The following is a 22,570-nucleotide window of genomic DNA, read 5'->3' as shown; positions in this document are numbered from 1 at the left end:
GATTTGCGTTACTTTGTCGCCCTAAAAAAGAGAAGAAAGGAGGGCAAAGGTGGGACAGCGTATACCCGTCACGCTCGGCAATATTGCGCCGTTATCGTTGAGAAAATTTTCACCGGGCCGCCAGGCACTGGTGTGTGAGGGCGGGGGACAGCGGGGAATTTTTACAGCAGGTGTGCTGGACGAATTCATGCGTGCGCAGTTCAATCCTTTTGATCTTTACTACGGGACTTCGGCGGGAGCGCAAAATCTCTCCGCGTATCTGTGCAACCAACCTGGCTATGGGCGCAAAGTCATCATGCGCTACACCACGAAACGCGAGTTTTTTGATCCGGTTCGTTTTGTGCGCGGCGGTAATCTCATTGATCTGGACTGGCTGGTGGAATCCACTGCCGGGCAGATGCCGCTGAAAATGGATACCGCGTCTCGTCTGTTTGATGCGGGTAAAAAATTCTATATGTGCGCCTGTCGGGGCGATGACTATTCAGCAAGTTATTTCTCGCCGACGCCACAGAACTGGCTGGATATACTGCGTGCTTCGAGTGCAATCCCTGGGTTTTATCGCAGCGGCGTGGCGCTGGATGGCATCAATTATCTCGACGGCGGCGTCAGCGACGCCATTCCGGTTCGCGAGGCGGCGCGGCAGGGGGCGAAAACGATAGTGGTGATCCGTACCGTCCCTTCGCAAATGTATTACACCCCACAATGGTTTAAGCATATGGAGCGCTGGTTGGGGGAGAGCAGCCTGCAACCGTTGGTCAACCTGGTGCAGCATCATGAAGCCAGCTATACAGATATCCAGCGATTCATCGAAAAACCGCCGGGAAAATTGCGCATCTTTGAAATATATCCGCCGAAACCGCTACAGAGTATGGCTTTGGGGAGTCGCATCCCGGCGCTGCGCGAAGACTACAAACTTGGACGACTGTGTGGGCGCTATTTTTTGGCGACGGTGGGGAAACTGTTAGCGGAAAAACCGCCTCTGTTGCGTCATCTGCCGGTGGTGGTCCCGCCTGCGCCTGTCGCCAATGATACGCTGGTTGCGACCGCCGTTACCGCTGCCCCACAGGCCAATGACACTACCTTCACGAATGAGGATCTGGCGTGAATTTTCGCTTCATTGATACCCACTGCCATTTTGATTTTCCTCCCTTTACGGGCGATGAACCTGCCAGTCTTCAGCGGGCGGCTGACGCCAGCGTCGAGAAAATCATTGTTCCGGCAACCGAAGCGAGCAATTTTCCCCGCGTCCTGGCGCTGGCGGAGCGCTATCCGACTCTGTATGGGGCGCTGGGCCTGCATCCCATTGTGATAGAGCGGCACACCCAGAACTGCCTGGAACGCCTGCAGGAAGCTCTGGAGGCGCGGCCGGAAAAGGTAGTGGCTGTGGGTGAGATCGGGCTGGATTTGTACCGTGAAGATCCGCAGTTTGCAAAGCAGGAGGAATTTTTAGACGCGCAATTAAAACTGGCGAAGCGTTACGATCTGCCGGTGCTCCTCCATTCCCGACGCACTCACGATAAGCTGGCGATGCATCTTAAACGTCAGGATCTACCGCGAACCGGGGTGGTTCATGGTTTTTCGGGAAGCCTGCAACAGGCAGAGCGTTTCGTGCAATTGGGATACAAAATTGGCGTCGGTGGCACGATCACCTATCCGCGAGCCAGTAAAACCCGCGAGGTGATGGCACAGCTACCGCTTTCGGCGCTGTTACTGGAAACGGATGCGCCGGATATGCCGCTGAATGGCTTTCAGGGGCAACCGAACCGCCCGGAGCAGGCGGCCCGTGTGTTTGACGTGTTATGCGAATTGCGCGCGGAACCTTCAGATGTGATAGCAGATGCGTTGTACCGCAATACGGTGTCGTTATTTGACTTCTGACTGCCGCATAGCGACGCTCCGCGTCTTATCCGGCCTACGAATGACGAACCGTGCCATCCGGCATTTCACAAATACAGCGCCGGAAATATCAGCTTTTCCACCCCGCGTTCCTGCAATGCACCCGCCAGAATTTCCACATCTTCTGGCGTTGCGCTTCGCCAGTCACGAGCCTCGCCATACACCCCGTGCGCGTGAAAAGCATTCAGACGTACTGGCACATCGCCCAGTTCCCTGATGAAAGCGGCAAGTGAATCACTATGCTGCAGATAATCTGCCTGACCCGGAATCACCAGCAATCGGAGTTCCGCCAGTTTCCTGTGCTCAGCCAAATAAGAGATGCTGTGCTTAATCTGCACGTTATCCCGTCCGGTGAGCCGCCTGTGGCACGTGCTGTCCCACGTTTTGAGATCAAGCATCACGCCGTCACAAACTGGCAGCAGTTTTTCCCAGCCGGTTTCACTCAGCAACCCATTACTGTCGACCAGACAACTGAGCGACTGTAACTGCGGATCTGCTTTGATGGCCGAAAACAGGGCGATCACAAAAGGCAACTGCGTCGTGGCCTCACCGCCGCTGACGGTGATCCCTTCAATAAACGGCACAACCTGACGGATCTGACGCAGAACATCCTCAACGCTCATGGTCTGCGCCATCGGCGTGGCCTGCTGCGGGCACATCTGTAAACAGGTATCACACTGCTGGCAAATATCAGCCTGCCAGACGACCTTATCTGCGTTGAGAGTCAGCGCCTGATGTGGACACTGCGGAACACATTCGGCGCAGTGGTTACATCGCCCCATCGTCCACGGGTTATGGCAATTTTTACAGCGCAGATTACACCCTTGCAGGAACAGCGCCAGGCGACTGCCTGGCCCATCGACGCAGGAAAAGGGGATGATCTTACTGACTAAAGCGCATCTGCTGTTCATGGCTCATCACGCGTGGTTGCCGTTCCAGAATACGCGTATTGCGCGCCGCTTCTTCGCCCAGCCAGGTGGTATTGGTCCGCGAACCTTCGGCGCGGTATTTTTCCAGATCCGACAGACGCACCATGTAACCGGTAACGCGCACCAGATCGTTACCGCTGACGTTGGCGGTAAATTCGCGCATTCCGGCCCGGAAGGCGCCGAGACAAAGCTGTACCAGTGCCTGCGGGTTGCGTTTAATTGTTTCATCAAGCGTCAGAATATCGCTGATGCCGGAATGATAGTACGCATGATGCGGTGCGACGGTTTGCAGGTGGGTGATCGGGTCCGGTTCATCGCCATAAGGCAGACGCGCACCGGGCGTGGTACCAACATCCGAGCTGATCCCCGACTGGGCATGCAGCAGCGCGCGTTGTTTCCAGCCATATTTCACCGGCGTGTTCTCGACGAAATCTGCGAGCTGAGCGCTAATGCGATATCCCAGTTCATTGGCAGCCTCATCTTTCCCGTAGCGTGCCTTCATGCCCGCTTGTTCGCACAGCACATTGACCGCTTCCGCCAGGCCGTACATGCCAAACATCGGCACAAAGCGATCGGGATCGATCAACCCTTCCTGCACCAGGAAGCTATTCTCAAAGAAGTGTGATTTTTCATAGAGGAATTCACATCGCGCATTGATGATGGCGATTTGCTGCTGGCAGTAGTGCGGTAGCGTGCGGGTAAAGAAGTCATCAACAGATCTACTGCGCTCCGCGATGGCCTTCAGGTTGAGACGAACCAGCGTGCTGCCGCCTCCGGCAAGCGGCAACGAGTTGTAACAACTTACGATACCGTATTGGCATTTTGTGAAAATTTTATCATTTATCGGGCCGTTAGAAATATGCGGTTTACTGCACTCGCAGATGTTTTTTGCCACCTCCAGCAGCAAATCCTCTGGGGTAATGTCAGGATCGTAGATAAACGTCAGGTTAGGCGCTACCTGCTTTAGTTCAGCATCAGCGCGTAAGATTGCACGAGTGATGGGCGTATCTGCGGGACCGATATTGGCATGCATAAACGCGTCCGGCAGGGTTCGGTCGAGATACCGCCAGAAACGTTTTATTCGGCTATCGATCTCTTCTTGTGTTAGAATTCTAACATAAGGTTGCAGTAGCGCATCGAGATGGCCGAGGTAAACCGGCATTGATGTCACTGAAGGAACATGGTGGTACAGGATGGTGAGCAGGGATAACGCATCGTCGAGATCTTTCGCACCTTCCAGCTCCAGCCATGCCGAGCCGTTGGCGAGAAAACGGGCGTAATCGGGGAGCACATAGCGCGGTTTATACGGCGCGTGGCCTTCGAACATATCGCAGATAACCCCGTCGTCCAGCGCCTGTCGGGCCTCTGCCGGGAGCGCAGGGTAGGGCAGATTATTTTCTGCTTCCAGCGCCAGAAAATGACGCTTCTGCTGCGGGTTGAGCACGGAACTGGTGACAATTTGCTGGCAACGCTGTTGCAGTGCGATTTCGCTTGAGGTAGGCATCCGGGTTCCTTTTATCTGCCAGAGATCGTGGCAGCATTTTAGAAAGATGTGCCTCTGCTACCTTTGATCCTGATGCGCCTGTGAGAAGAAGAACAAGGCAGTAAAGGGGAAAAGTTTGACTTCGATCTCATTACAGTAATGCAAATTTGCACGTAGTTTTCATTAACTGTGATGTATATCGAAGTGTAACCGCGGGTGGATGTTAGAATACTAACAGACCCGCAAGGTGAGAATTTACTACGGCGATGCCGTTGGAGAATGTTATGACCGATTTAACCGCAAGCAGCCTGCGCGCACTGAAACTGATGGATCTGACCACCCTGAATGATGACGACACTAATGAAAAAGTGATCGCGCTGTGTCATCAGGCGAAAACTCCGGTGGGCAACACCGCAGCCATCTGCATCTACCCGCGCTTTATCCCGATTGCTCGTAAAACATTGAAAGAGCAGGGTACGCCGGAGATCCGCATTGCGACCGTTACTAACTTCCCGCACGGTAACGACGACATTGAAATCGCCCTGGCAGAAACCCGTGCGGCGATTGCTTACGGCGCGGATGAAGTTGATGTGGTATTCCCGTACCGCGCGCTGATTGCCGGCAACGAGCAGGTCGGTTTTGACCTGGTGAAAGCTTGTAAAGACGCTTGTGCCGCGGCAAACGTGCTGCTCAAAGTGATCATCGAAACCGGTGAACTGAAAGAAGAAGCACTGATTCGCAAAGCGTCTGAAATCTCCATCAAAGCGGGTGCGGACTTTATCAAAACCTCTACCGGTAAAGTGCCGGTGAACGCGACGCCGGAAAGCGCACGCATCATGATGGAAGTCATTCGCGATATGGGCGTAGAGAAAACCGTGGGCTTCAAACCGGCGGGTGGTGTGCGTACCGCTGAAGACGCGCAGCAGTTCCTGGCGATTGCTGATGAACTGTTCGGTGCGGACTGGGCGGATTCCCGTCACTACCGTTTCGGCGCGTCCAGCCTGCTGGCCAGCCTGCTGAAAGCGCTGGGTCATGGCGATGGTAAGAGCGCAAGCAGCTACTAATTACTCGTCATACTTCAAGCCGCAGGTGCGTTAGCTGCACTCCCTCACCCCAGTCACTTACTGTAGTAAGCTCCTGGGGATGAGCTCCTTTGCCGCCTTCCTGCGACTCGAATTATTTAGAGTAATCAATCATCGCAGTGGGTGTTCCGCTGCATTTAACCTGATTTTTCGGGGGTTACCGTGTTTCTCGCACAAGAAATTATTCGTAAAAAACGTGATGGTCAGGCATTAAGCGATGAAGAGATCCGCTTCTTTATCAACGGCATTCGCGACAATACTGTTTCTGAAGGGCAGATTGCCGCCCTGGCGATGACCATCTTCTTCCACGATATGACAATGCCAGAACGCGTTTCGCTGACCATGGCGATGCGGGATTCCGGAACCGTACTGGACTGGAAGAGCCTGAATCTGAACGGCCCGATTGTGGACAAACACTCCACCGGTGGGGTCGGTGATGTCACGTCACTGATGCTTGGCCCAATGGTTGCGGCCTGCGGCGGCTATATTCCGATGATCTCCGGGCGCGGCCTGGGTCATACCGGCGGCACCCTCGACAAACTGGAAGCCATTCCGGGCTTCGATATCTTCCCGGACGACAACCGCTTCCGCGAAATTATTAAAGACGTGGGTGTGGCGATTATCGGCCAGACCAGCTCACTCGCTCCGGCAGATAAGCGTTTTTACGCCACTCGCGATATCACCGCGACCGTTGATTCTATTCCGCTGATCACCGCCTCTATCCTGGCGAAGAAACTGGCAGAAGGTCTGGATGCGCTGGTCATGGATGTGAAAGTGGGTAGCGGCGCGTTTATGCCGACCTACGAACTCTCTGAAGCGCTTGCTGAAGCGATCGTTGGCGTCTCCAACGGCGCGGGCGTGAAGACCACGGCGCTGCTCACCGACATGAACCAGGTGCTGGCTTCCAGCGCGGGTAATGCGGTAGAAGTGCGTGAAGCGGTGCAGTTCCTGACCGGTGAATACCGTAACCCGCGTCTGTTCGACGTCACCATGGCGCTGTGCGTGGAGATGCTGATCTCCGGCAAGCTCGCTAAAGACGACGCAGAAGCGCGTGCGAAACTGCAGGCCGTGCTGGACAACGGCAAAGCGGCTGAAATTTTTGGTCGCATGGTTGCCGCCCAGAAAGGACCGACCGATTTCGTCGAAAACTACGCGAAATACCTGCCGACGGCGATGCTCAGCAAAGCGGTTTATGCCGATACCGAAGGCTTTGTCAGCGCCATGGACACCCGCGCGCTCGGGATGGCTGTCGTGTCTATGGGCGGCGGTCGTCGTCAGGCATCGGACACCATTGATTACAGCGTCGGCTTTACGGATATGGCGCGTCTGGGCGACAGCGTTGACGGTCAACGTCCGCTGGCGGTGATCCACGCGAAAGACGAAACCAGCTGGCAGGAAGCAGCGAAAGCCGTCAAAGCGGCAATTATCCTTGACGATAAAGCACCGGAAAGCACACCAACGGTCTATCGTCGCATTACCGAATAGTTATATACTGATCTGATCGCTTTTTTGCAGCGCAGAATAGGGAGAACAAGATGAAACGTGCATTTATTATGGTGCTGGACTCCTTTGGTATTGGTGCGACGGAAGACGCGGATCGCTTCGGCGACGTGGGCTCCGACACCATGGGGCACATCGCTGAAGCCTGTGCCAAAGGCGAAGCCGACAACGGGCGCAAAGGTCCACTGAATTTGCCAAACCTGACCCGCCTGGGTCTGGTAAAAGCGCATGAAGGTTCTACCGGAAAAATCGCTGCCGGTATGGACGGTAACGCGGAAGTCGTAGGAGCCTACGCCTGGGCGCATGAACTCTCTTCCGGGAAAGACACCCCGTCCGGCCACTGGGAAATCGCCGGTGTTCCGGTTCTGTTCGACTGGGGTTACTTCCCTGAACATCAGAACAGCTTCCCGCAGGAACTGCTGGACAAACTGGTCGAACGCGCCAACCTGCCGGGCTACCTGGGCAACTGCCACTCTTCCGGTACTGTGATTCTGGATGAACTCGGCGAAGAGCATATGAAAACCGGCAAGCCGATTTTCTATACCTCCGCTGACTCCGTATTCCAGATTGCCTGTCATGAAGAAACTTACGGCCTGGATAAACTTTACGAACTGTGCGAAATCGCCCGTGAAGAGTTAACGGAAGGTGGCTACAACATCGGCCGCGTTATCGCGCGTCCGTTTATTGGCGACAAAGCGGGTAACTTCCAGCGTACCGGTAACCGTCACGATCTGGCCGTTGAACCGCCAGCGCCGACCGTGCTACAGAAACTGGTTGATGAGAAGGACGGGCAGGTCGTTTCCGTGGGTAAAATTGCCGACATCTACGCCAACTGCGGCATCACCAAAAAAGTGAAAGCCACCGGTCTGGACGCGCTGTTCGACGCCACGATCAAAGAGATGAAAGAAGCGGGTGACAAGACCATTGTCTTCACCAACTTCGTCGACTTTGACTCCTCATGGGGCCACCGTCGTGATATCGCCGGTTATGCCGCAGGTCTGGAACTGTTTGACCGTCGTCTGCCGGAGTTGATGGAACTGGTGGGTGAAGACGACATTCTGATCCTCACCGCTGACCACGGCTGTGACCCGAGCTGGACCGGGACCGATCACACGCGTGAGCACATTCCGGTACTGATCTATGGCCCGAAAGTTAAGCCGGGTTCACTGGGTCACCGTGAAACCTTCGCGGATATCGGCCAGACGCTGGCGACCTGGTTCGGTACGTCACCAATGGACTACGGTAAAAACATGCTGTAATGCAATTGCCCGGCGGCGCAAGCTTACCGGGCCTACGGTTTTGTAGGCCTGATAAGGCGTAGCCGCCATCAGGCAATAACAACGAGATAAGGATAAAAGATGGCAACTCCTCACATTAATGCAGAAATGGGTGATTTCGCTGACGTCGTATTGATGCCGGGCGACCCGCTGCGCGCGAAGCACATTGCAGAAACTTTCCTCGAAGATGTGCGTGAAGTGAACAACGTTCGCGGCATGCTGGGCTTCACTGGTACCTATAAGGGCCGCAAAATCTCCGTAATGGGGCACGGCATGGGCATCCCATCCTGCTCTATCTACACCAAAGAGCTGATCACCGATTTCGGCGTGAAGAAAATCATCCGTGTAGGATCCTGCGGCGCAGTGCGCATGGACGTTAAGCTGCGCGACATCGTGATCGGTATGGGCGCCTGCACTGACTCTAAAGTGAACCGTATTCGCTTTAAAGATCATGACTTTGCAGCGATTGCCGACTTCGACATGGTGCGTGACGCGGTAGACGCGGCGAAAGCGCTGGGCGTTGATGCTCGCGTGGGCAACCTGTTCTCTGCGGACCTGTTCTACTCTCCGGACGGCGAAATGTTCGACGTGATGGAAAAGTACGGCATTCTGGGCGTAGAAATGGAAGCGGCGGGCATCTACGGCGTGGCGGCTGAGTTTGGTGCGAAAGCGCTGACCATCTGCACCGTTTCTGACCACATCCGCACGCACGAGCAGACTACGGCTGCTGAGCGTCAGACCACCTTCAATGACATGATTAAAATCGCGCTGGAATCTGTTCTGCTGGGCGATAAAGCGTAAGAGTGGTTGTGCCGGGTGGCGGCTTCGCCTGACCCGGCCTACGGTTTGGTAGGCCCGCTAAGCGCAGCGCCAGCGGGCTTTTTTATTAGCGCACGGCCTGCGCAATCCACGCCGACAGTTCCCGCATTTCTTTTTCCTGATCCGGAAAATCACCGATCAATGCGTCGCACTCCTGCTGCAGCATATCCGCCCGATACAAACAGCCCTGCAACCGTCCTGCTAATGCTTCTAAGGGCGCTGGATTCAGGCTATCTGTGAAGACCTGCGTGCGGGTGATATGCCCTTTCTCAACGTCGAAGTGCAGTTCCACGCCACCCCAGGTGAAGCGCTCATCCAGCAGGTGCGAGAAAGCTGGCGCCTGGCCAAAGTTCCACTCCCAACTGCTCTGGCGAGCAAACGTCTCGGCGAAGTTGGGGAGGTCCGGCGTTTTGTCCGGAGAAATGATCTCCGCCGCAACGCGTTCTCCATAGTGAGCAAAAAAGGCGTCTGTTATCGCCGTACAAACCTGTTCATGTGTAACGCCCGGCAACAGCTCGGTGAGGTTAGTCACGCGGGAACGAACGGAAGTAATCCCTTTCGCCGCGAGCTTCTTTTTATCGGGATTGAGATAATTTGCCAGACGGCTGAGGTCGGCATTCAGCAGCAACGTACCGTGGTGGAAACCACGATCTTTGGTTTCGCGATAGGCCGAGCCGGAAACTTTGCGATCGCCATCCGGCGTCTTTACCACCAGATCGTTACGCCCGGAAGCCTCGGCGGCCACGCCCAGGGCGTTCAGGGCATCCAGAACAATCGAGGTCGAGATGGTTTTATCGTATTCCGGCTTCCCGGCCATAAAGGTAAAGCAGGTATTGCCGAGGTCATGGAATACCGCACCACCGCCGCTGCTGCGGCGCGCCAGACGCACGTTGTCTTCTTCCATCCGGCGAGTGTTGCACTCTTTCCACGGGTTTTGCGCGCGGCCAATCACCACCGTATCGGCATTCCGCCACAGAAACAGTACGCGCTGAGTGGCAGGCATCTGGCGAAAAATACACTCCTCAACCGCCAGGTTAAACCAGGGGTCATAAGAGTCAGAAATAAGCAGGCGAAGTGACGACATAACGGTTTCCTTATCCTGTAATCAATTATTCTTTTTTCTCACTCTCTTCCTCTTCCGGTACCGACTTGCTGGCGGTTAACAGGAAGGGGGACTGCTGCCAGCGGGTACGCTTACCCTGGAGCAGCGTTCGTGTAAGCACTACGCCAATTGCGAGCGAGAGTAACAGCATCAGGCGTAAAATATTGGTGGTGTTATCCACCTGCCGGGCCTCGGTGGCTAAGGTGTGGGTATCCAGCGTCAGGCGGAGGTAGCCCAGGGGGCCATTCTTCCCCTGAATAGGTTCGACAATCTGCTGGTTGAAATAGCCACCCGCTTTTTTGCCGTCCAGCGCCAGGCGGTCGCGTACATTTACGCTTTCGCCTGCGCGAGTGATAAGATCGCCCTGTTCATCATACACCCCGGCGTCCAGAATTCGGCTTTCATGCGTCAGTTGCTGTAGAACGCTTTTGATCCGTTTTTCGTCGGGCGTTTCGGTGCGCATCAGCGGTGCGATGTTCAACGTCACCTGATGTGCCAGCGTACGTGCCAACTCTTCAAGCTGCGGATTTCGCTGCCGCTGGTGGCTCTGACTGAACCAGGACGCCCCCTGCATCAGTGCTACAAGCAGTGCGAGACAGAACAAAACAATCACTGCACGATGAAGTCGGAATTTCAGTTTTGCGCGAGCCATATTCCACCTGCTGAAAATTTGAGGCTTAATGTTGCCAGAAGCGATGGTTACAAGGTAGCCTCATGCGTTATTTTCCCCTGGATTCTTCCCGGTCCGAACGTTTTTACAGGAGCTTTAATGCCTAACATTACCTGGTGCGATTTGCCTGAAGATGTCTCTTTATGGCCAGGTTTGCCCCTTTCTTTAAGTGGTGACGAGGTAATGCCTCTGGATTACCACGCAGGTCGTAGCGGCTGGCTGCTGTACGGACGCGGGCTGGATAAACAGCGGTTGACCCAGTATCAGAGCAAGCTGGGCGCGGCAATGGTGATTGTCGCGGCGTGGTGCGTTGAGGACTATCAGGTCATTCGTCTGGCAGGCTCGCTGACGCCGCGCGCTACCAAGCTGGCGCACGATGCGCAACTGGACGTGGCACCGCTGGGGAAAATTCCGCATTTGCGCACACCGGGTCTGCTGGTGATGGACATGGATTCCACCGCCATCCAGATTGAATGTATTGATGAGATCGCCAAACTGGCCGGAACCGGCGAGATGGTGGCGGAAGTGACCGAGCGCGCCATGCGCGGCGAGCTGGATTTCACCGCCAGCCTGCGCAGCCGCGTGGCTACCCTGAAAGGCGCGGATGCCAATATCCTGCTTCAGGTGCGTGAAAATCTGCCCCTGATGCCAGGCCTGACACAACTGGTGCTGAAGCTGGAAACGCTGGGCTGGAAGGTGGCAATTGCCTCCGGCGGCTTCACCTTCTTCGCCGAGTATCTGCGTGACAAACTGCGCCTGACTACGGTGGTCGCCAACGAACTGGAGATCATGGACGGGAAATTCACCGGTAACGTGATTGGCGATATCGTTGATGCTCAGTATAAAGCGAATACCCTGACGCGTCTGGCGCAGGAGTATGAGATCCCTCTGGCGCAGACGGTAGCGATTGGCGATGGCGCCAACGATCTGCCGATGATCAAAGCGGCGGGGTTGGGAATTGCTTACCACGCCAAACCGAAAGTGAATGAAAAGACGGAAATCACCATCCGTCACGCTGACCTGATGGGTGTGTTCTGCATTCTCTCTGGCAGCATGAATCAGAAATAACGAGGTAAACCGTGGCAAAAGCTCCAAAACGCGCCTTTGTATGTAATGAATGCGGGGCGGATTATCCACGCTGGCAGGGGCAGTGCAGCGCCTGTCACGCCTGGAACACCATTACTGAGGTGCGCCTTGCTGCGTCGCCGACGGTGGCGCGTAATGAGCGACTCAGCGGCTATGCGGGGAACGCGGGTGGGGCGAAGGTCCAGAAGCTCTCCGACATCAGCCTTGAAGAACTGCCGCGTTTTTCCACCGGCTTTAAAGAGTTCGATCGCGTGCTGGGCGGCGGTGTGGTTCCCGGCAGTGCCATTCTGATCGGCGGTAACCCCGGCGCGGGGAAATCGACCCTGCTGCTGCAAACGCTGTGCAGGCTCGCCGAGCAGATGAAAACGTTGTACGTCACCGGCGAAGAGTCGTTACAGCAGGTGGCGATGCGCGCGCATCGTCTCGGTCTGCCGACCAACAACCTCAATATGCTCTCTGAAACCAGCATTGAGCAGATCTGTCTGATTGCCGAAGAAGAGCAGCCGAAGCTGATGGTGATCGACTCCATCCAGGTGATGCATATGGCGGATATCCAGTCTTCGCCTGGCAGCGTGGCGCAGGTGCGCGAAACGGCGGCCTACCTGACGCGTTTCGCAAAAACACGCGGCGTAGCGATCGTTATGGTCGGTCACGTCACCAAAGACGGCTCACTGGCGGGGCCAAAGGTGCTGGAACACTGTATTGACTGCTCGGTACTGCTCGACGGCGACGCCGACTCACGTTTTCGTACCCTGCGCAGCCACAAAAACCGTTTTGGTGCGGTCAATGAGTTGGGCGTATTCGCGATGACCGAACAGGGGCTACGCGAAGTGAGCAACCCTTCCGCAATCTTCCTGAGCCGGGGGGATGAAGTCACCTCGGGAAGTTCAGTGATGGTGGTCTGGGAAGGCACTCGTCCGCTGCTGGTGGAGATTCAGGCGCTGGTCGATCACTCCATGATGGCGAACCCCAGACGCGTGGCGGTTGGCCTTGAGCAAAACCGACTGGCGATTCTGCTGGCGGTGCTGCACCGCCACGGCGGCTTACAAATGGCGGACCAGGACGTCTTTGTTAACGTGGTGGGTGGCGTAAAGGTAACGGAAACCAGTGCCGACCTCGCGCTGCTGCTGGCGATGGTATCCAGCCTGCGCGACAGGCCACTGCCGCAGGACTTAGTGGTCTTCGGTGAAGTGGGCCTGGCGGGTGAGATCCGTCCTGTGCCTAGCGGCCAGGAACGTATCTCCGAAGCAGCGAAGCACGGCTTTCGCCGGGCAATTGTCCCCGCCGCGAACGTCCCGAAAAAACCGCCGGAAGGGATGCAGGTGTTTGGCGTGAAAAAACTTTCCGACGCGTTAAGCGTGTTTGACGACTTATAATCCCCTGTATGTACTGATGTTGTATAATTTGCCGGATGGCGACGCGATGCGTCTTATCCGGCCTACAGGATGCTGTGGTAGGCCTGATAAGCGAAGCGCCATCAGGCAGTGTGACTGCCAGCAGAAATCCATAGGGTAATTATTTGTTTCACTCTGTAGGCCTGATAAGCGAAGCGCCATCAGGCAGTGTTACGCGATTTTTTCCAGCAGGAGGCTCTTGTGTCATCGTTTGACTATCTCAAAACCGCCATTAAGCAAAAAGGTTGCACGCTGCAACAGGTGGCGGACGCCAGCGGCATGACCAAGGGCTATCTCAGCCAGCTTCTCAACGCCAAAATTAAAAGCCCCAGCGCACAAAAACTGGAGGCGCTGCACCGTTTTCTCGGGCTTGAGTTCCCCCGTCAGCAGAAAAACATTGGCGTGGTGTTCGGTAAGTTCTATCCGCTACACACCGGGCATATCTATCTGATCCAGCGCGCCTGTAGCCAGGTAGACGAGCTGCATATCATTATGGGATATGACGATACCCGTGACCGCGCCCTGTTTGAAGACAGTGCGATGTCACAACAGCCGACGGTGCCGGACCGATTGCGCTGGCTGCTCCAGACGTTTAAGTACCAGAAAAATATCCGCATCCATGCCTTCAATGAAGAGGGAATGGAGCCGTATCCGCACGGCTGGGACGTCTGGAGTAATGGGATCAAAACCTTTATGGAGGAGAAGGGGATTCAGCCGAACTGGATCTACACCTCTGAAGAGGCGGATGCGCCGCAGTATCTTGAGCATTTGGGTATTGAGACAGTGCTCGTCGATCCTAAACGTACCTTTATGAACATCAGCGGTGCGCAGATCCGCGAAAATCCGTTCCGCTACTGGGAATATATCCCGACTGAAGTGAAACCGTTCTTCGTTCGTACCGTGGCGGTGTTAGGCGGCGAATCCAGCGGTAAGTCGACGCTGGTGAATAAGCTGGCAAATATCTTTAACACCACCAGTGCCTGGGAATACGGCCGCGATTATGTCTTTTCTCACCTGGGCGGTGACGAGATGGCGCTTCAGTATTCTGACTACGATAAAATCGCTCTTGGTCATGCGCAATACATTGATTTTGCAGTGAAGTACGCTAATAAAGTTGCCTTTATCGACACCGATTTTGTGACTACCCAGGCCTTCTGTAAAAAGTATGAAGGGCGTGAACACCCGTTCGTGCAGGCGCTGATTGACGAATACCGCTTTGACCTGGTGATCCTGCTGGAGAACAATACCCCGTGGGTGGCGGACGGCATGAGAAGCCTGGGCAGCTCCGTCGATCGCAAAGAGTTTCAGACGCTACTGGTGGAGATGCTGCACGAAAACAACATTGACTTCGTGCATGTCGAAGAGTCCGATTACGACGCTCGCTTTCTGCGCTGCGTCGAACTGGTAAAAGCGATGATGGGCGATCAGTCCTGACGCAGGACCTTGTGCCCGTAGGCCAGCAGTGCGTCGGTGACGTTGCGCATCATCCGGCTTTCCGGCGCAAACCGGTGCCAGTAGAGCATCCGGCGCTGGAAAAGACCTGGCGTTAAGTCGATGAGTTCGCCGCTCGCCAGCTCTTTTTCGATTTGCAGATGCGGGATCATACAGCAGGTGGTGCCTTGTCTCGCCAACTGCACAAAGGCTTCCGACGAGTTAACGATATGGCACGGCACGCTGCCCGGCGGCAGATCGAAGTTCTGCTGCAGAAAGGCCTGGTGCATATCATCCAGATGGTCAAACGCCACCGCCGGCGCTTTCAGCAGCGCGGAACGGGTTACGCCGTTCGGGAAGTAGCGTTCGGCAAAGGGCTTCGAACCGACAAACAGATAATCGAGTGCGCCGAGCTTATCCACCAGGCAGCTTGGCAACGCCTGATGTTGAATACTCACCGCGCCCACCACTTCACCGCGACGCAGGCGTTCCTGGGTGCGCGTTTCATCTTCAACCTGTAAATTAAGACGAATCGGGGAATCGGCCAGCACCGGCGCGAGCGCGGGCAGCAGCCAGGTTGCCAGACTGTCGGCGTTGACCGCCAGCGACAGCAGCAGCGGCGTGGAGCCGGTTTGCTCATCGCCCAGCCACTCCTCTTCCAGCAGTTCTACCTGACGGAGCAGCGCCAGCAGCTTTTGTCCCTGCTCGGTAGGGCGTGGTGGAACGGTTCGCACCAGCAACGGTTGTCCGAACATATTTTCAAGCTGTTTAATGCGTTGTGAAACCGCAGATTGGGTAATGCACAGCTTTTGTGCTGCGCGCTCAAACCCACGTTCACGTATGACCGCATCCAGTGCCTGTAGTGTTCTGTAGTCCGGACGTTTCATTGCTATAACGCACTCCTGAAATTTGCTTGTTCTGCACTATGACATAAATTTGGGTTCGGTAAAGATGAAATCCGCAGCATGCGAGCGGGGCGGGGAGATTTTTCCGTGCAATGGTCTATAATGCGCGTGAATTTTTTTCTCTACAGGCGATACGATCATGACGCAGGATGAACTGAAAAAAGCAGTAGGATGGGCGGCACTTCAGTACGTACAACCCGGCACCATTGTCGGTGTGGGTACAGGTTCAACCGCCGCACACTTTATTGATGCGCTGGGCACCATGAAAGGCCAGATTGAAGGAGCCGTTTCCAGCTCAGATGCTTCCACCGAAAAACTTAAAAGCCTCGGCATTCCTGTGTTTGATCTTAACGACGTTGATAGCCTGGGCGTTTACGTGGACGGAGCCGATGAAATCAACGGCCACATGCAAATGATTAAAGGCGGCGGCGCGGCGTTGACCCGTGAAAAAATTATCGCCTCGGTGGCGAAGAAATTTATCTGTATCGCTGATGCCTCTAAGGAAGTGGCTATTCTCGGCAACTTCCCGCTACCGGTAGAAGTGATCCCAATGGCGCGGAGCGCGGTCGCTCGCCAGTTAGTGAAACTGGGCGGTCGTCCGGAATATCGTCAGGGCGTCGTGACCGACAACGGTAACGTGATCCTCGATGTTCACGGCATGGAAATCCTTGACCCTATCGCTATGGAAAATGCCATTAATGCCATTCCGGGCGTGGTCACTGTCGGTCTGTTTGCTAACCGCGGCGCAGATGTTGCGTTAATCGGCACCGCTGACGGCGTGAAAACGATCGTAAAATGATTGGGCAGGGGCGTTTGTCCCCTGTTAAAAATTTTTCGCAGGGCAAATTTGGTGACATGTGTCACGTTTAGAAACTTGCCCTGCAGATCTGGCCGTTGAATTCCTTATCTCCAGCATTTTCCTCTACAAACTCCCATTGAATGATAATTCCTCAATATGGCGACGCAAACGTTCATATTGCCGCAATAATTTTTTTTGATATGTTGAATGGCGGATGCAGATCCACACACACAACATTGAATGCAAAAAAACAGGGTTGGGAAATGGCAAAGGTATCGCTGGAGAAAGACAAGATTAAATTTCTGCTGGTTGAAGGCGTGCATCAAAAGGCGCTGGATAGCCTTCGTGCAGCAGGTTATACCAACATCGAATTTCACAAAGGGGCACTGGACGCTGAACAGTTGAAAGAGTCTATCCGTGATGCCCACTTCATTGGCCTGCGATCCCGTACTCATCTGACTGAAGAGATCATCAACGCGGCAGAAAAACTGGTCGCGGTGGGTTGTTTCTGTATCGGCACCAATCAGGTCGATCTGACGGCGGCGGCAAAACGCGGTATTCCTGTCTTTAACGCCCCGTTCTCCAATACGCGCTCTGTAGCGGAACTGGTGATTGGCGAACTGCTGCTGTTGCTGCGCGGCATCCCTGAAGCGAACGCCAAAGCGCACCGTGGCGTGTGGAATAAACTGGCGGCGGGCTCGTATGAAGCGCGTGGCAAAAAACTGGGGATTATCGGTTACGGTCATATCGGTACTCAGCTGGGTATTCTGGCGGAATCCCTGGGGATGCACGTATATTTTTACGATATCGAAAACAAATTGCCGCTGGGGAACGCCACTCAGGTTCAGCATCTTTCTGACCTGCTCAACATGAGCGACGTGGTCAGCCTGCACGTTCCTGAAAATGCCTCGACGAAAAACATGATGGGCGCGAAAGAGATTTCCCTGATGAAACCGGGAGCGCTGCTGATCAACGCCGCTCGCGGCACGGTGGTTGATATTCCCGCGCTGTGTGATGCACTGGCGAGTAAACATTTAGCCGGTGCGGCGATTGACGTATTCCCGACCGAACCAGCCACCAACAGCGATCCGTTCACTTCGCCGCTGTGTGAGTTTGATAACGTGATCCTGACGCCGCATATCGGAGGGTCTACCCAAGAAGCGCAGGAAAACATCGGACTGGAAGTGGCAGGCAAACTGGTGAAGTATTCCGACAACGGTTCAACGCTGTCTGCGGTTAACTTCCCGGAAGTTTCACTGCCGCTGCACGGTGGTCGTCGTTTGATGCATATCCACGAAAACCGTCCGGGCGTTCTGACCGCGTTGAACCAGATTTTCGCTGAGCAGAGCGTCAACATTGCCGCACAGTACCTGCAAACGTCGGCACAGATGGGCTATGTGGTTATCGATATTGAAGCGGACGAAGATGTAGCAGAAAAAGCGCTACAGGCGATGAAGGCCATTCCGGGCACCATTCGCGCGCGTCTGCTGTACTAATCTGCATGATTGCCCGGTGGCGCTACGCTTACCGGGCCTACAAATCCTGCGAACCGTAGGCCGGGTAAGGCGTAGTCGCCACCCGGCTTTGTTTCACCACTCCCACACCTTTGACGGCGTGACCACTGCGGGCAGCGGAATATCCCATTCCTCTACCGGCAGCTTCTCAACGCGCTGACAGTCATGGGCATATCCCACCGGTGTCAGGCCGTGCTGCTGCCAGTTCTGCAATGTACGATCGTAAAATCCACCGCCCATGCCTAAACGCTGACCGTATTCATCGAACGCTACCAGCGGAGTGATTAGCACATCCAGTTCTGAAAGCGGCAACACATCGCGCACATCCAGCCTCGGTTCCTGAATTTTCAGGCGGTTGAGTACCAGTTCGCTTCGAGGGTGATAATGCAGAAATAGTAAATTGCCGGGGCTGAAGGGATGCAAAACCGGGAGATACACGCGCTTACCTGCGCGCCAGAGTTGCTCGATCAGCGGTTGCGTATCCAGCTCGCCATCAAACGACAGAAACGCGGCGACCGTATGCGCCATTACCACGGGAGGATAAGCGAGCATGCGTGTTGCGGCATGTTGACCAAATTCGATTTGCTGAGAAGGCATGAGCGCACGACGACGTTGCCGGATCATCTGGCGAATGTCTTGTCGGGATAAAGGGAGTTCAGAAAGTTGAGTCATGGCTGTCGCCAGGTAGAAGGAGAATCTCCGAGATGCCGCCGCAGGCTGTAACCCTTGAACCCTTGGTTCAAGGTGAATGCGTCGTCACAGTTTTAAGGCTTCTCGGACGGACCGAGCATGCTCACCAACCATGGATCGCCACATTCTTGTGGTATGAAATATCGGCTCAGGGGACTGGCCCGCTTGCAAACATCTCAGAGAATTTTTTGTCTTCACGGTCACTCTACCATAGTAAACCGAAAAGTGTTATTCAAAATTTTGGTGCGGTTTTTCGGTTATACGACCCTGATCAAGCAACGCCTGTTCAATGGTCTGTTGGAGCATCCGAATACGTTGTTCCATGCTCGCCGCATACTCGCGGGTCTTCGCTTTTTCCTGAGTTAATTCATAGCTGATGTTCAATGCGGCAATGAATACCAACTGCTCAGTATTTGTGACTCTAGTGCGAACTTTCAGATCTTGCAACCGCTGATTCAGATCGTCCGCAGCCTGATTCAGGGCATCCTTCTGTTCAGGCGGGCAATTCACGCGAAGTGAACGGCCAAAAATTTGGATATCGACGGGTTGTGCAGACATGCCACCTTCCTGCTGATTGACTGCGCTACCTTCGCTACCAGACTCATGGTCCGCGAAGGGGCGACACTATAGCTACCCTGGTATCAAGATACAAGCCCTTTTCTGGTCCACCAGGGTCCAAAGTGGTAGCATATCATGAATATCCTCCCATTGATGACGAATGCGTATGTCTATACAGAACGAAATGCCTGGTTACAACGAAATGAACCAGTATTTGAACCAACAAGGTACCGGGTTGACCCCGGCGGAAATGCACGGTTTGATCAGCGGGATGATTTGCGGTGGCAACAATGACAGCTCCTGGCAGCCGCTGCTTCATGACCTGACGAATGAAGGGCTGGCATTCGGCCACGAGCTGGCACAGGCGCTGCGTAAAATGCATTCTGCCACCAGCGACGCGCTGGAGGATGACGGTTTCCTTTTTCAGCTTTATCTGCCAGAAGGCGATGATGTCAGCGTCTTTGACCGCGCGGACGCGCTGGCGGGTTGGGTTAACCATTTCCTGCTGGGACTTGGCGTCTCCCAACCTAAGCTCGATAAAGTCACCGGTGAAACCGGCGAAGCTATCGACGATCTGCGTAACATCGCACAGCTTGGCTACGACGAAGATGAAGATCAGGAAGAGCTGGAGATGTCGCTCGAAGAAATCATCGAATATGTTCGCGTTGCTGCGCTATTGTGTCACGACACGTTTACTCATCAGCAGCCGACAGCGCCTGAAGTGCGTAAACCAACCCTACACTAAAAATAAAACGCTAATGGAGGCCGCGTCATGACACCGCAGGAATATCAACGTCGTCGCCAGGCACTGCTTACGCAAATGCAGCCTGGCAGCGCCGCGCTTATTTTCGCCGCGCCTGAAGTTACCCGCAGCGCGGATAGCGAATATCCCTATCGCCAGAACAGTGATTTCTGGTACTTCACCGGTTTTAACGAACCGGAAGCCGTGCTGGTGTTGATTAAAAGTAACGACACCCACAACCACAGTGTCTTATTCAACCGTGTTCGCGATTTGACTGCTGAGATCTGGTTTGGCCGTCGTCTTGGACAAGACGCCGCACCGGAAAAACTGGGCGTCGATCGTGCGCTGGCCTTCAGCGAAATCAATCAGCAGCTGTTCCAGTTACTTAACGGGCTTGATGTGGTGTACCACGCGCAAGGCGAATATGCCTATGCGGATGAAATTGTCTTTACCGCGCTGGAAAAACTGCGCAAAGGCTCACGTCAGAATCTGAAATCTCCTTCAACCATGACCGACTGGCGACCGATGGTCCATGAAATGCGTCTGATTAAGTCACCGGAGGAAATTGCGGTGATGCGACGCGCCGGAGAGATCACCGCGCTGGCGCATACCCGAGCCATGGAAAAATGCCGCCCTGGCATGTTTGAATACCAACTTGAAGGTGAAATTCATCACGAATTTAATCGTCACGGCGCGCGTTACCCGTCGTACAACACCATTGTGGGTAGCGGGGAAAACGGCTGCATTCTCCATTACACCGAAAATGAATGTGAGATGCGCGATGGCGATTTGGTACTCATCGATGCAGGTTGTGAATACAAAGGCTACGCGGGTGACATCACGCGTACATTCCCGGTGAATGGCAAATTCTCTCCGGCGCAGCGCGAAATTTATGACATCGTACTGGAATCGCTTGACGCCTGCTTGCGTCTGTATCGTCCTGGAACTTCCATCCAGGAAGTTACCGGTGAAGTGGTGCGAATTATGATCACCGGTCTGGTAAGACTGGGTATTTTGCAGGGTGAAGTTGATCAACTGATTGCGGATAACGCGCATCGTCCGTTCTTTATGCACGGCTTAAGCCATTGGCTGGGTCTGGATGTGCATGATGTCGGGGAATATCAACAGGATCGTTCGCGTATTCTTGAGCCGGGAATGGTTATTACGGCTGAGCCTGGCCTGTACATTGCGCCAGACGCCGACGTGCCGGAAGCGTATCGAGGGATCGGGATCCGTATCGAAGACGACCTCCTGATTACCGAAGACGGTAATGAGAACCTGACCGCTGGCGTCGTCAAAACGGCGAATGAAATTGAAGCATTAATGGCAGCGGCGCGACGGTCATGAGCGTAATCATTGTTGGCGGCGGAATGGTGGGCGCGACGCTGGCGCTGGCCATTTCCCGACTGAGTCAGGGAACGCTGCCCGTTCACCTGATTGAAGCGGCGAACCCCGAGGCAGACAGTCATCCCGGTTTTGATGCCAGGGCGATTGCGCTGGCGGCGGGCACCTGCCAACAACTGGCGCGCATCGGCCTGTGGCAGACGATTGCCGATTGTGCCACCGCCATTAAGACGGTACACGTGAGCGATCGCGGCCACGCGGGCTTTGTGACGCTCGATGCTGATGATTATCGTCTCCCCGCTCTGGGGCAGGTCGTCGAACTGCATGACGTGGGTTTGCGCCTGTTTGCGCTGTTGCGCAAAGCGCCGGGCGTCACGCTGCACTGCCCGGATCGCGTTGCTAACGTGGCGCGCACCGAGGAGCAGGTAAGTGTAACGCTGGAAAGCGGCCTGACTATCAATGGGCGCGTGATGGTGGCGGCAGACGGAACGCGTTCAGCGCTGGCAACGGCCTGCGGCGTTGACTGGCAACAAGAACCGTATGATCAGCTGGCGGTGATTGCCAACGTTACCACGTCGGTTCCCCATGGTGGCCGTGCCTTTGAGCGCTTTACGCAGCACGGGCCACTGGCAATGCTGCCGATGACTGAGGGCCGCTGTTCGTTGGTGTGGTGTCATCCGTTGGAGCAACGAGACGAAATCCTGGCCTGGTCTGATGAACGGTTCTGCCATGAACTCCAGTCGGCGTTTGGCTGGCGGTTGGGACGGATTACCCAGGCGGGCAAGCGTAGCGTTTACCCGCTTTCCCTGACCACAGCGGCAAAGGCATTTAGCCATCGAACCGTGTTGGTGGGCAATGCGGCCCAGACGCTGCACCCCATCGCGGGGCAGGGCTTTAACCTTGGTCTGCGTGACGTGATGAGCCTTGCCGAAACAGTGGTACAGGCGCATCAATCGGGTGAAGATCCGGGTGATTACAAAATTCTTTCAGCGTATCAGACGCGCCGCCAGCCTGACCGCGAGGCAACGGTGGGCATAACGGATAGTCTGGTGCACCTGTTTGCGAACCGCTGGGCGCCGCTGGTTGTTGGCCGGAATGTGGGGTTGATGGCGATGGAGTTAACCCCACCTGCGCGCGATGCGCTGGCTAAGCGAACGCTTGGCTGGGTCGCACGGTAATCATGACCTGTCGCATTCGGAATACGTGGGAAATTGCCTGATGGCGCTTCGCTTATCAGGCCTACGGGTAAGGAGCTGGCTGTAGGCCGGATAAGGCGCAGCCGCCATCCGGCACGAATGGCAGATAGCCTGATGACGCTTCGCTTATCAGGCCTACGAAAGTTGTTTTTT

Annotated in this window: 21 protein-coding genes and 1 other RNA gene; 14 read left to right on the top strand and 8 right to left on the bottom strand. The window is 55.0% G+C overall.

What is annotated here, in order from left to right:
• Positions 1 to 49: 49 nt before the first annotated feature.
• Both HVY19_RS17355 and HVY19_RS17350 read left to right on the top strand, forming a co-directional pair.
• A complete protein-coding gene (locus tag HVY19_RS17355; protein WP_181681718.1) occupies positions 50 to 1,105 on the top strand; it encodes a patatin family protein in 1,056 nt (351 codons plus the stop codon).
• Positions 1,102 to 1,878: a metal-dependent hydrolase gene (locus HVY19_RS17350; RefSeq protein WP_181681717.1), complete on the top strand. Its 777-nt coding sequence runs from the start codon at positions 1,102 to 1,104 to the stop codon at positions 1,876 to 1,878. The genes HVY19_RS17355 and HVY19_RS17350 overlap by 4 nt, the downstream gene beginning before the upstream one ends.
• Positions 1,879 to 1,943: 65 nt before the next feature.
• Here HVY19_RS17350 and HVY19_RS17345 read toward each other — a convergent pair whose 3' ends face one another.
• Together HVY19_RS17345 and HVY19_RS17340 are read right to left on the bottom strand one after the other, a co-directional pair.
• Positions 1,944 to 2,807, bottom strand: coding sequence for a YjjW family glycine radical enzyme activase (locus tag HVY19_RS17345; RefSeq protein ID WP_181681716.1), 864 nt, complete (start codon positions 2,805 to 2,807; stop codon positions 1,944 to 1,946).
• Complete coding sequence (locus tag HVY19_RS17340) at positions 2,779 to 4,329, bottom strand: YjjI family glycine radical enzyme (protein WP_181681715.1); 1,551 nt, start codon at positions 4,327 to 4,329, stop codon at positions 2,779 to 2,781. The genes HVY19_RS17345 and HVY19_RS17340 overlap by 29 nt, the downstream gene beginning before the upstream one ends.
• Before the next feature lie 263 nt (positions 4,330 to 4,592).
• Between HVY19_RS17340 and deoC the strand changes: the two genes are divergently transcribed.
• From deoC to deoD, 4 genes are all read left to right on the top strand, one after another.
• Positions 4,593 to 5,372: a deoxyribose-phosphate aldolase gene (deoC, locus tag HVY19_RS17335; protein WP_220132932.1), complete on the top strand. Its 780-nt coding sequence runs from the start codon at positions 4,593 to 4,595 to the stop codon at positions 5,370 to 5,372.
• 180 nt (positions 5,373 to 5,552) lie between these two features.
• A complete protein-coding gene (gene deoA, locus HVY19_RS17330) occupies positions 5,553 to 6,875 on the top strand; it encodes a thymidine phosphorylase (protein ID WP_181681713.1) in 1,323 nt (440 codons plus the stop codon).
• Positions 6,876 to 6,925: 50 nt separating this feature from the next.
• Positions 6,926 to 8,149: a phosphopentomutase gene (gene deoB, locus HVY19_RS17325; protein ID WP_181681712.1), complete on the top strand. Its 1,224-nt coding sequence runs from the start codon at positions 6,926 to 6,928 to the stop codon at positions 8,147 to 8,149.
• A gap of 99 nt (positions 8,150 to 8,248) precedes the next feature.
• Positions 8,249 to 8,968, top strand: a complete 720-nt coding sequence (deoD, locus tag HVY19_RS17320) for a purine-nucleoside phosphorylase (RefSeq protein ID WP_181681711.1) — start codon at positions 8,249 to 8,251, stop codon at positions 8,966 to 8,968.
• 85 nt (positions 8,969 to 9,053) lie between these two features.
• Here deoD and lplA read toward each other — a convergent pair whose 3' ends face one another.
• Together lplA and HVY19_RS17310 are read right to left on the bottom strand one after the other, a co-directional pair.
• On the bottom strand, positions 9,054 to 10,070 hold the full coding sequence (gene lplA / locus HVY19_RS17315) for a lipoate--protein ligase LplA (RefSeq protein ID WP_181681710.1): 1,017 nt from the start codon (positions 10,068 to 10,070) through the stop codon (positions 9,054 to 9,056).
• Between the two features lie 25 nt (positions 10,071 to 10,095).
• The gene (locus HVY19_RS17310; protein WP_181681709.1) at positions 10,096 to 10,740 is read right to left on the bottom strand and encodes a YtjB family periplasmic protein; all 645 of its coding nucleotides are present in this window, start codon (positions 10,738 to 10,740) and stop codon (positions 10,096 to 10,098) included.
• A gap of 117 nt (positions 10,741 to 10,857) precedes the next feature.
• Between HVY19_RS17310 and serB the strand changes: the two genes are divergently transcribed.
• The 3 genes from serB to nadR all read left to right on the top strand — a co-directional run bounded on the left by serB (position 10,858) and on the right by nadR (position 14,672).
• The gene (gene serB, locus HVY19_RS17305) at positions 10,858 to 11,826 is read left to right on the top strand and encodes a phosphoserine phosphatase (RefSeq protein WP_181681708.1); all 969 of its coding nucleotides are present in this window, start codon (positions 10,858 to 10,860) and stop codon (positions 11,824 to 11,826) included.
• 11 nt (positions 11,827 to 11,837) lie between these two features.
• A complete protein-coding gene (gene radA / locus HVY19_RS17300; protein WP_181681707.1) occupies positions 11,838 to 13,220 on the top strand; it encodes a DNA repair protein RadA in 1,383 nt (460 codons plus the stop codon).
• A gap of 219 nt (positions 13,221 to 13,439) precedes the next feature.
• Positions 13,440 to 14,672 carry a multifunctional transcriptional regulator/nicotinamide-nucleotide adenylyltransferase/ribosylnicotinamide kinase NadR gene (gene nadR, locus HVY19_RS17295; protein WP_181681706.1) on the top strand — a complete coding sequence of 411 codons (1,233 nt, stop codon included), beginning with the start codon at positions 13,440 to 13,442 and terminating at the stop codon, positions 14,670 to 14,672.
• Here the strand turns inward: nadR and argP are convergent.
• Entirely contained in the window at positions 14,663 to 15,556 is an 894-nt protein-coding gene (argP, locus tag HVY19_RS17290; protein ID WP_012908763.1) for a DNA-binding transcriptional regulator ArgP, read from the bottom strand. The genes nadR and argP overlap by 10 nt on opposite strands.
• A 157-nt stretch (positions 15,557 to 15,713) precedes the next feature.
• Here argP and rpiA point away from each other — a divergent pair, with 157 nt between their 5' ends.
• Both rpiA and serA read left to right on the top strand, forming a co-directional pair.
• Positions 15,714 to 16,373: a ribose-5-phosphate isomerase RpiA gene (gene rpiA / locus HVY19_RS17285; RefSeq protein ID WP_181681705.1), complete on the top strand. Its 660-nt coding sequence runs from the start codon at positions 15,714 to 15,716 to the stop codon at positions 16,371 to 16,373.
• Positions 16,374 to 16,636: 263 nt separating this feature from the next.
• The gene (gene serA, locus HVY19_RS17280) at positions 16,637 to 17,869 is read left to right on the top strand and encodes a phosphoglycerate dehydrogenase (protein ID WP_181681704.1); all 1,233 of its coding nucleotides are present in this window, start codon (positions 16,637 to 16,639) and stop codon (positions 17,867 to 17,869) included.
• Between the two features lie 93 nt (positions 17,870 to 17,962).
• On the opposite strand, the gene HVY19_RS17275 is transcribed toward serA, so the two are convergent.
• The 3 genes from HVY19_RS17275 to zapA all read right to left on the bottom strand — a co-directional run bounded on the left by HVY19_RS17275 (position 17,963) and on the right by zapA (position 19,135).
• Positions 17,963 to 18,559: a 5-formyltetrahydrofolate cyclo-ligase gene (locus tag HVY19_RS17275; RefSeq protein ID WP_181681703.1), complete on the bottom strand. Its 597-nt coding sequence runs from the start codon at positions 18,557 to 18,559 to the stop codon at positions 17,963 to 17,965.
• 20 nt (positions 18,560 to 18,579) lie between these two features.
• A non-coding RNA gene (gene ssrS, locus HVY19_RS17270) (6S RNA) lies at positions 18,580 to 18,763 on the bottom strand.
• 42 nt (positions 18,764 to 18,805) lie between these two features.
• Complete coding sequence (gene zapA, locus HVY19_RS17265) at positions 18,806 to 19,135, bottom strand: cell division protein ZapA (RefSeq protein ID WP_181681702.1); 330 nt, start codon at positions 19,133 to 19,135, stop codon at positions 18,806 to 18,808.
• A 166-nt stretch (positions 19,136 to 19,301) separates the two neighbouring features.
• On the opposite strand from zapA, the gene ygfB reads away from it, so the two are divergent.
• Genes ygfB through ubiH form a run of 3 tightly spaced genes read left to right on the top strand, consistent with a single transcriptional unit; the run spans position 19,302 to position 22,399 of the window.
• Complete coding sequence (gene ygfB / locus HVY19_RS17260; protein WP_181681701.1) at positions 19,302 to 19,880, top strand: UPF0149 family protein YgfB; 579 nt, start codon at positions 19,302 to 19,304, stop codon at positions 19,878 to 19,880.
• Between the two features lie 27 nt (positions 19,881 to 19,907).
• Positions 19,908 to 21,224, top strand: coding sequence for a Xaa-Pro aminopeptidase (pepP, locus tag HVY19_RS17255; protein ID WP_181681700.1), 1,317 nt, complete (start codon positions 19,908 to 19,910; stop codon positions 21,222 to 21,224).
• Positions 21,221 to 22,399 (top strand): 2-octaprenyl-6-methoxyphenyl hydroxylase, encoded by a 1,179-nt coding sequence (gene ubiH, locus HVY19_RS17250; protein WP_181681699.1) that lies wholly within the window; start codon positions 21,221 to 21,223, stop codon positions 22,397 to 22,399. The genes pepP and ubiH overlap by 4 nt, the downstream gene beginning before the upstream one ends.
• Positions 22,400 to 22,570 lie beyond the last annotated feature (171 nt).

This window comes from Citrobacter sp. RHB25-C09, assembly GCF_013836145.1.
In the GTDB taxonomy this organism is placed as follows: Bacteria; Pseudomonadota; Gammaproteobacteria; order Enterobacterales; family Enterobacteriaceae; genus Citrobacter_A.
Note: the sequence above shows the minus strand (reverse complement) of the source record. Positions and strands in the feature narration are given on the sequence as shown.

What these genes read in the sequence shown, in the direction of transcription:
- deoC (WP_220132932.1), top strand. Translation starts at nt 4,593, where the DNA reads ATGACCGATTTAACCGCAAGCAGCCTGCGCGCACTGAAACTGATGGAT.
- ygfB (WP_181681701.1), top strand. Translation starts at nt 19,302, where the DNA reads ATGTCTATACAGAACGAAATGCCTGGTTACAACGAAATGAACCAGTAT.
- HVY19_RS17340 (WP_181681715.1), bottom strand. Translation starts at nt 4,329, where the DNA reads ATGCCTACCTCAAGCGAAATCGCACTGCAACAGCGTTGCCAGCAAATT.
- pepP (WP_181681700.1), top strand. Translation starts at nt 19,908, where the DNA reads ATGACACCGCAGGAATATCAACGTCGTCGCCAGGCACTGCTTACGCAA.
- deoB (WP_181681712.1), top strand. Translation starts at nt 6,926, where the DNA reads ATGAAACGTGCATTTATTATGGTGCTGGACTCCTTTGGTATTGGTGCG.
- rpiA (WP_181681705.1), top strand. Translation starts at nt 15,714, where the DNA reads ATGACGCAGGATGAACTGAAAAAAGCAGTAGGATGGGCGGCACTTCAG.
- HVY19_RS17275 (WP_181681703.1), bottom strand. Translation starts at nt 18,559, where the DNA reads ATGACTCAACTTTCTGAACTCCCTTTATCCCGACAAGACATTCGCCAG.
- serA (WP_181681704.1), top strand. Translation starts at nt 16,637, where the DNA reads ATGGCAAAGGTATCGCTGGAGAAAGACAAGATTAAATTTCTGCTGGTT.
- zapA (WP_181681702.1), bottom strand. Translation starts at nt 19,135, where the DNA reads ATGTCTGCACAACCCGTCGATATCCAAATTTTTGGCCGTTCACTTCGC.
- HVY19_RS17310 (WP_181681709.1), bottom strand. Translation starts at nt 10,740, where the DNA reads ATGGCTCGCGCAAAACTGAAATTCCGACTTCATCGTGCAGTGATTGTT.
- serB (WP_181681708.1), top strand. Translation starts at nt 10,858, where the DNA reads ATGCCTAACATTACCTGGTGCGATTTGCCTGAAGATGTCTCTTTATGG.
- lplA (WP_181681710.1), bottom strand. Translation starts at nt 10,070, where the DNA reads ATGTCGTCACTTCGCCTGCTTATTTCTGACTCTTATGACCCCTGGTTT.
- HVY19_RS17345 (WP_181681716.1), bottom strand. Translation starts at nt 2,807, where the DNA reads ATGAACAGCAGATGCGCTTTAGTCAGTAAGATCATCCCCTTTTCCTGC.
- deoD (WP_181681711.1), top strand. Translation starts at nt 8,249, where the DNA reads ATGGCAACTCCTCACATTAATGCAGAAATGGGTGATTTCGCTGACGTC.
- ubiH (WP_181681699.1), top strand. Translation starts at nt 21,221, where the DNA reads ATGAGCGTAATCATTGTTGGCGGCGGAATGGTGGGCGCGACGCTGGCG.
- argP (WP_012908763.1), bottom strand. Translation starts at nt 15,556, where the DNA reads ATGAAACGTCCGGACTACAGAACACTACAGGCACTGGATGCGGTCATA.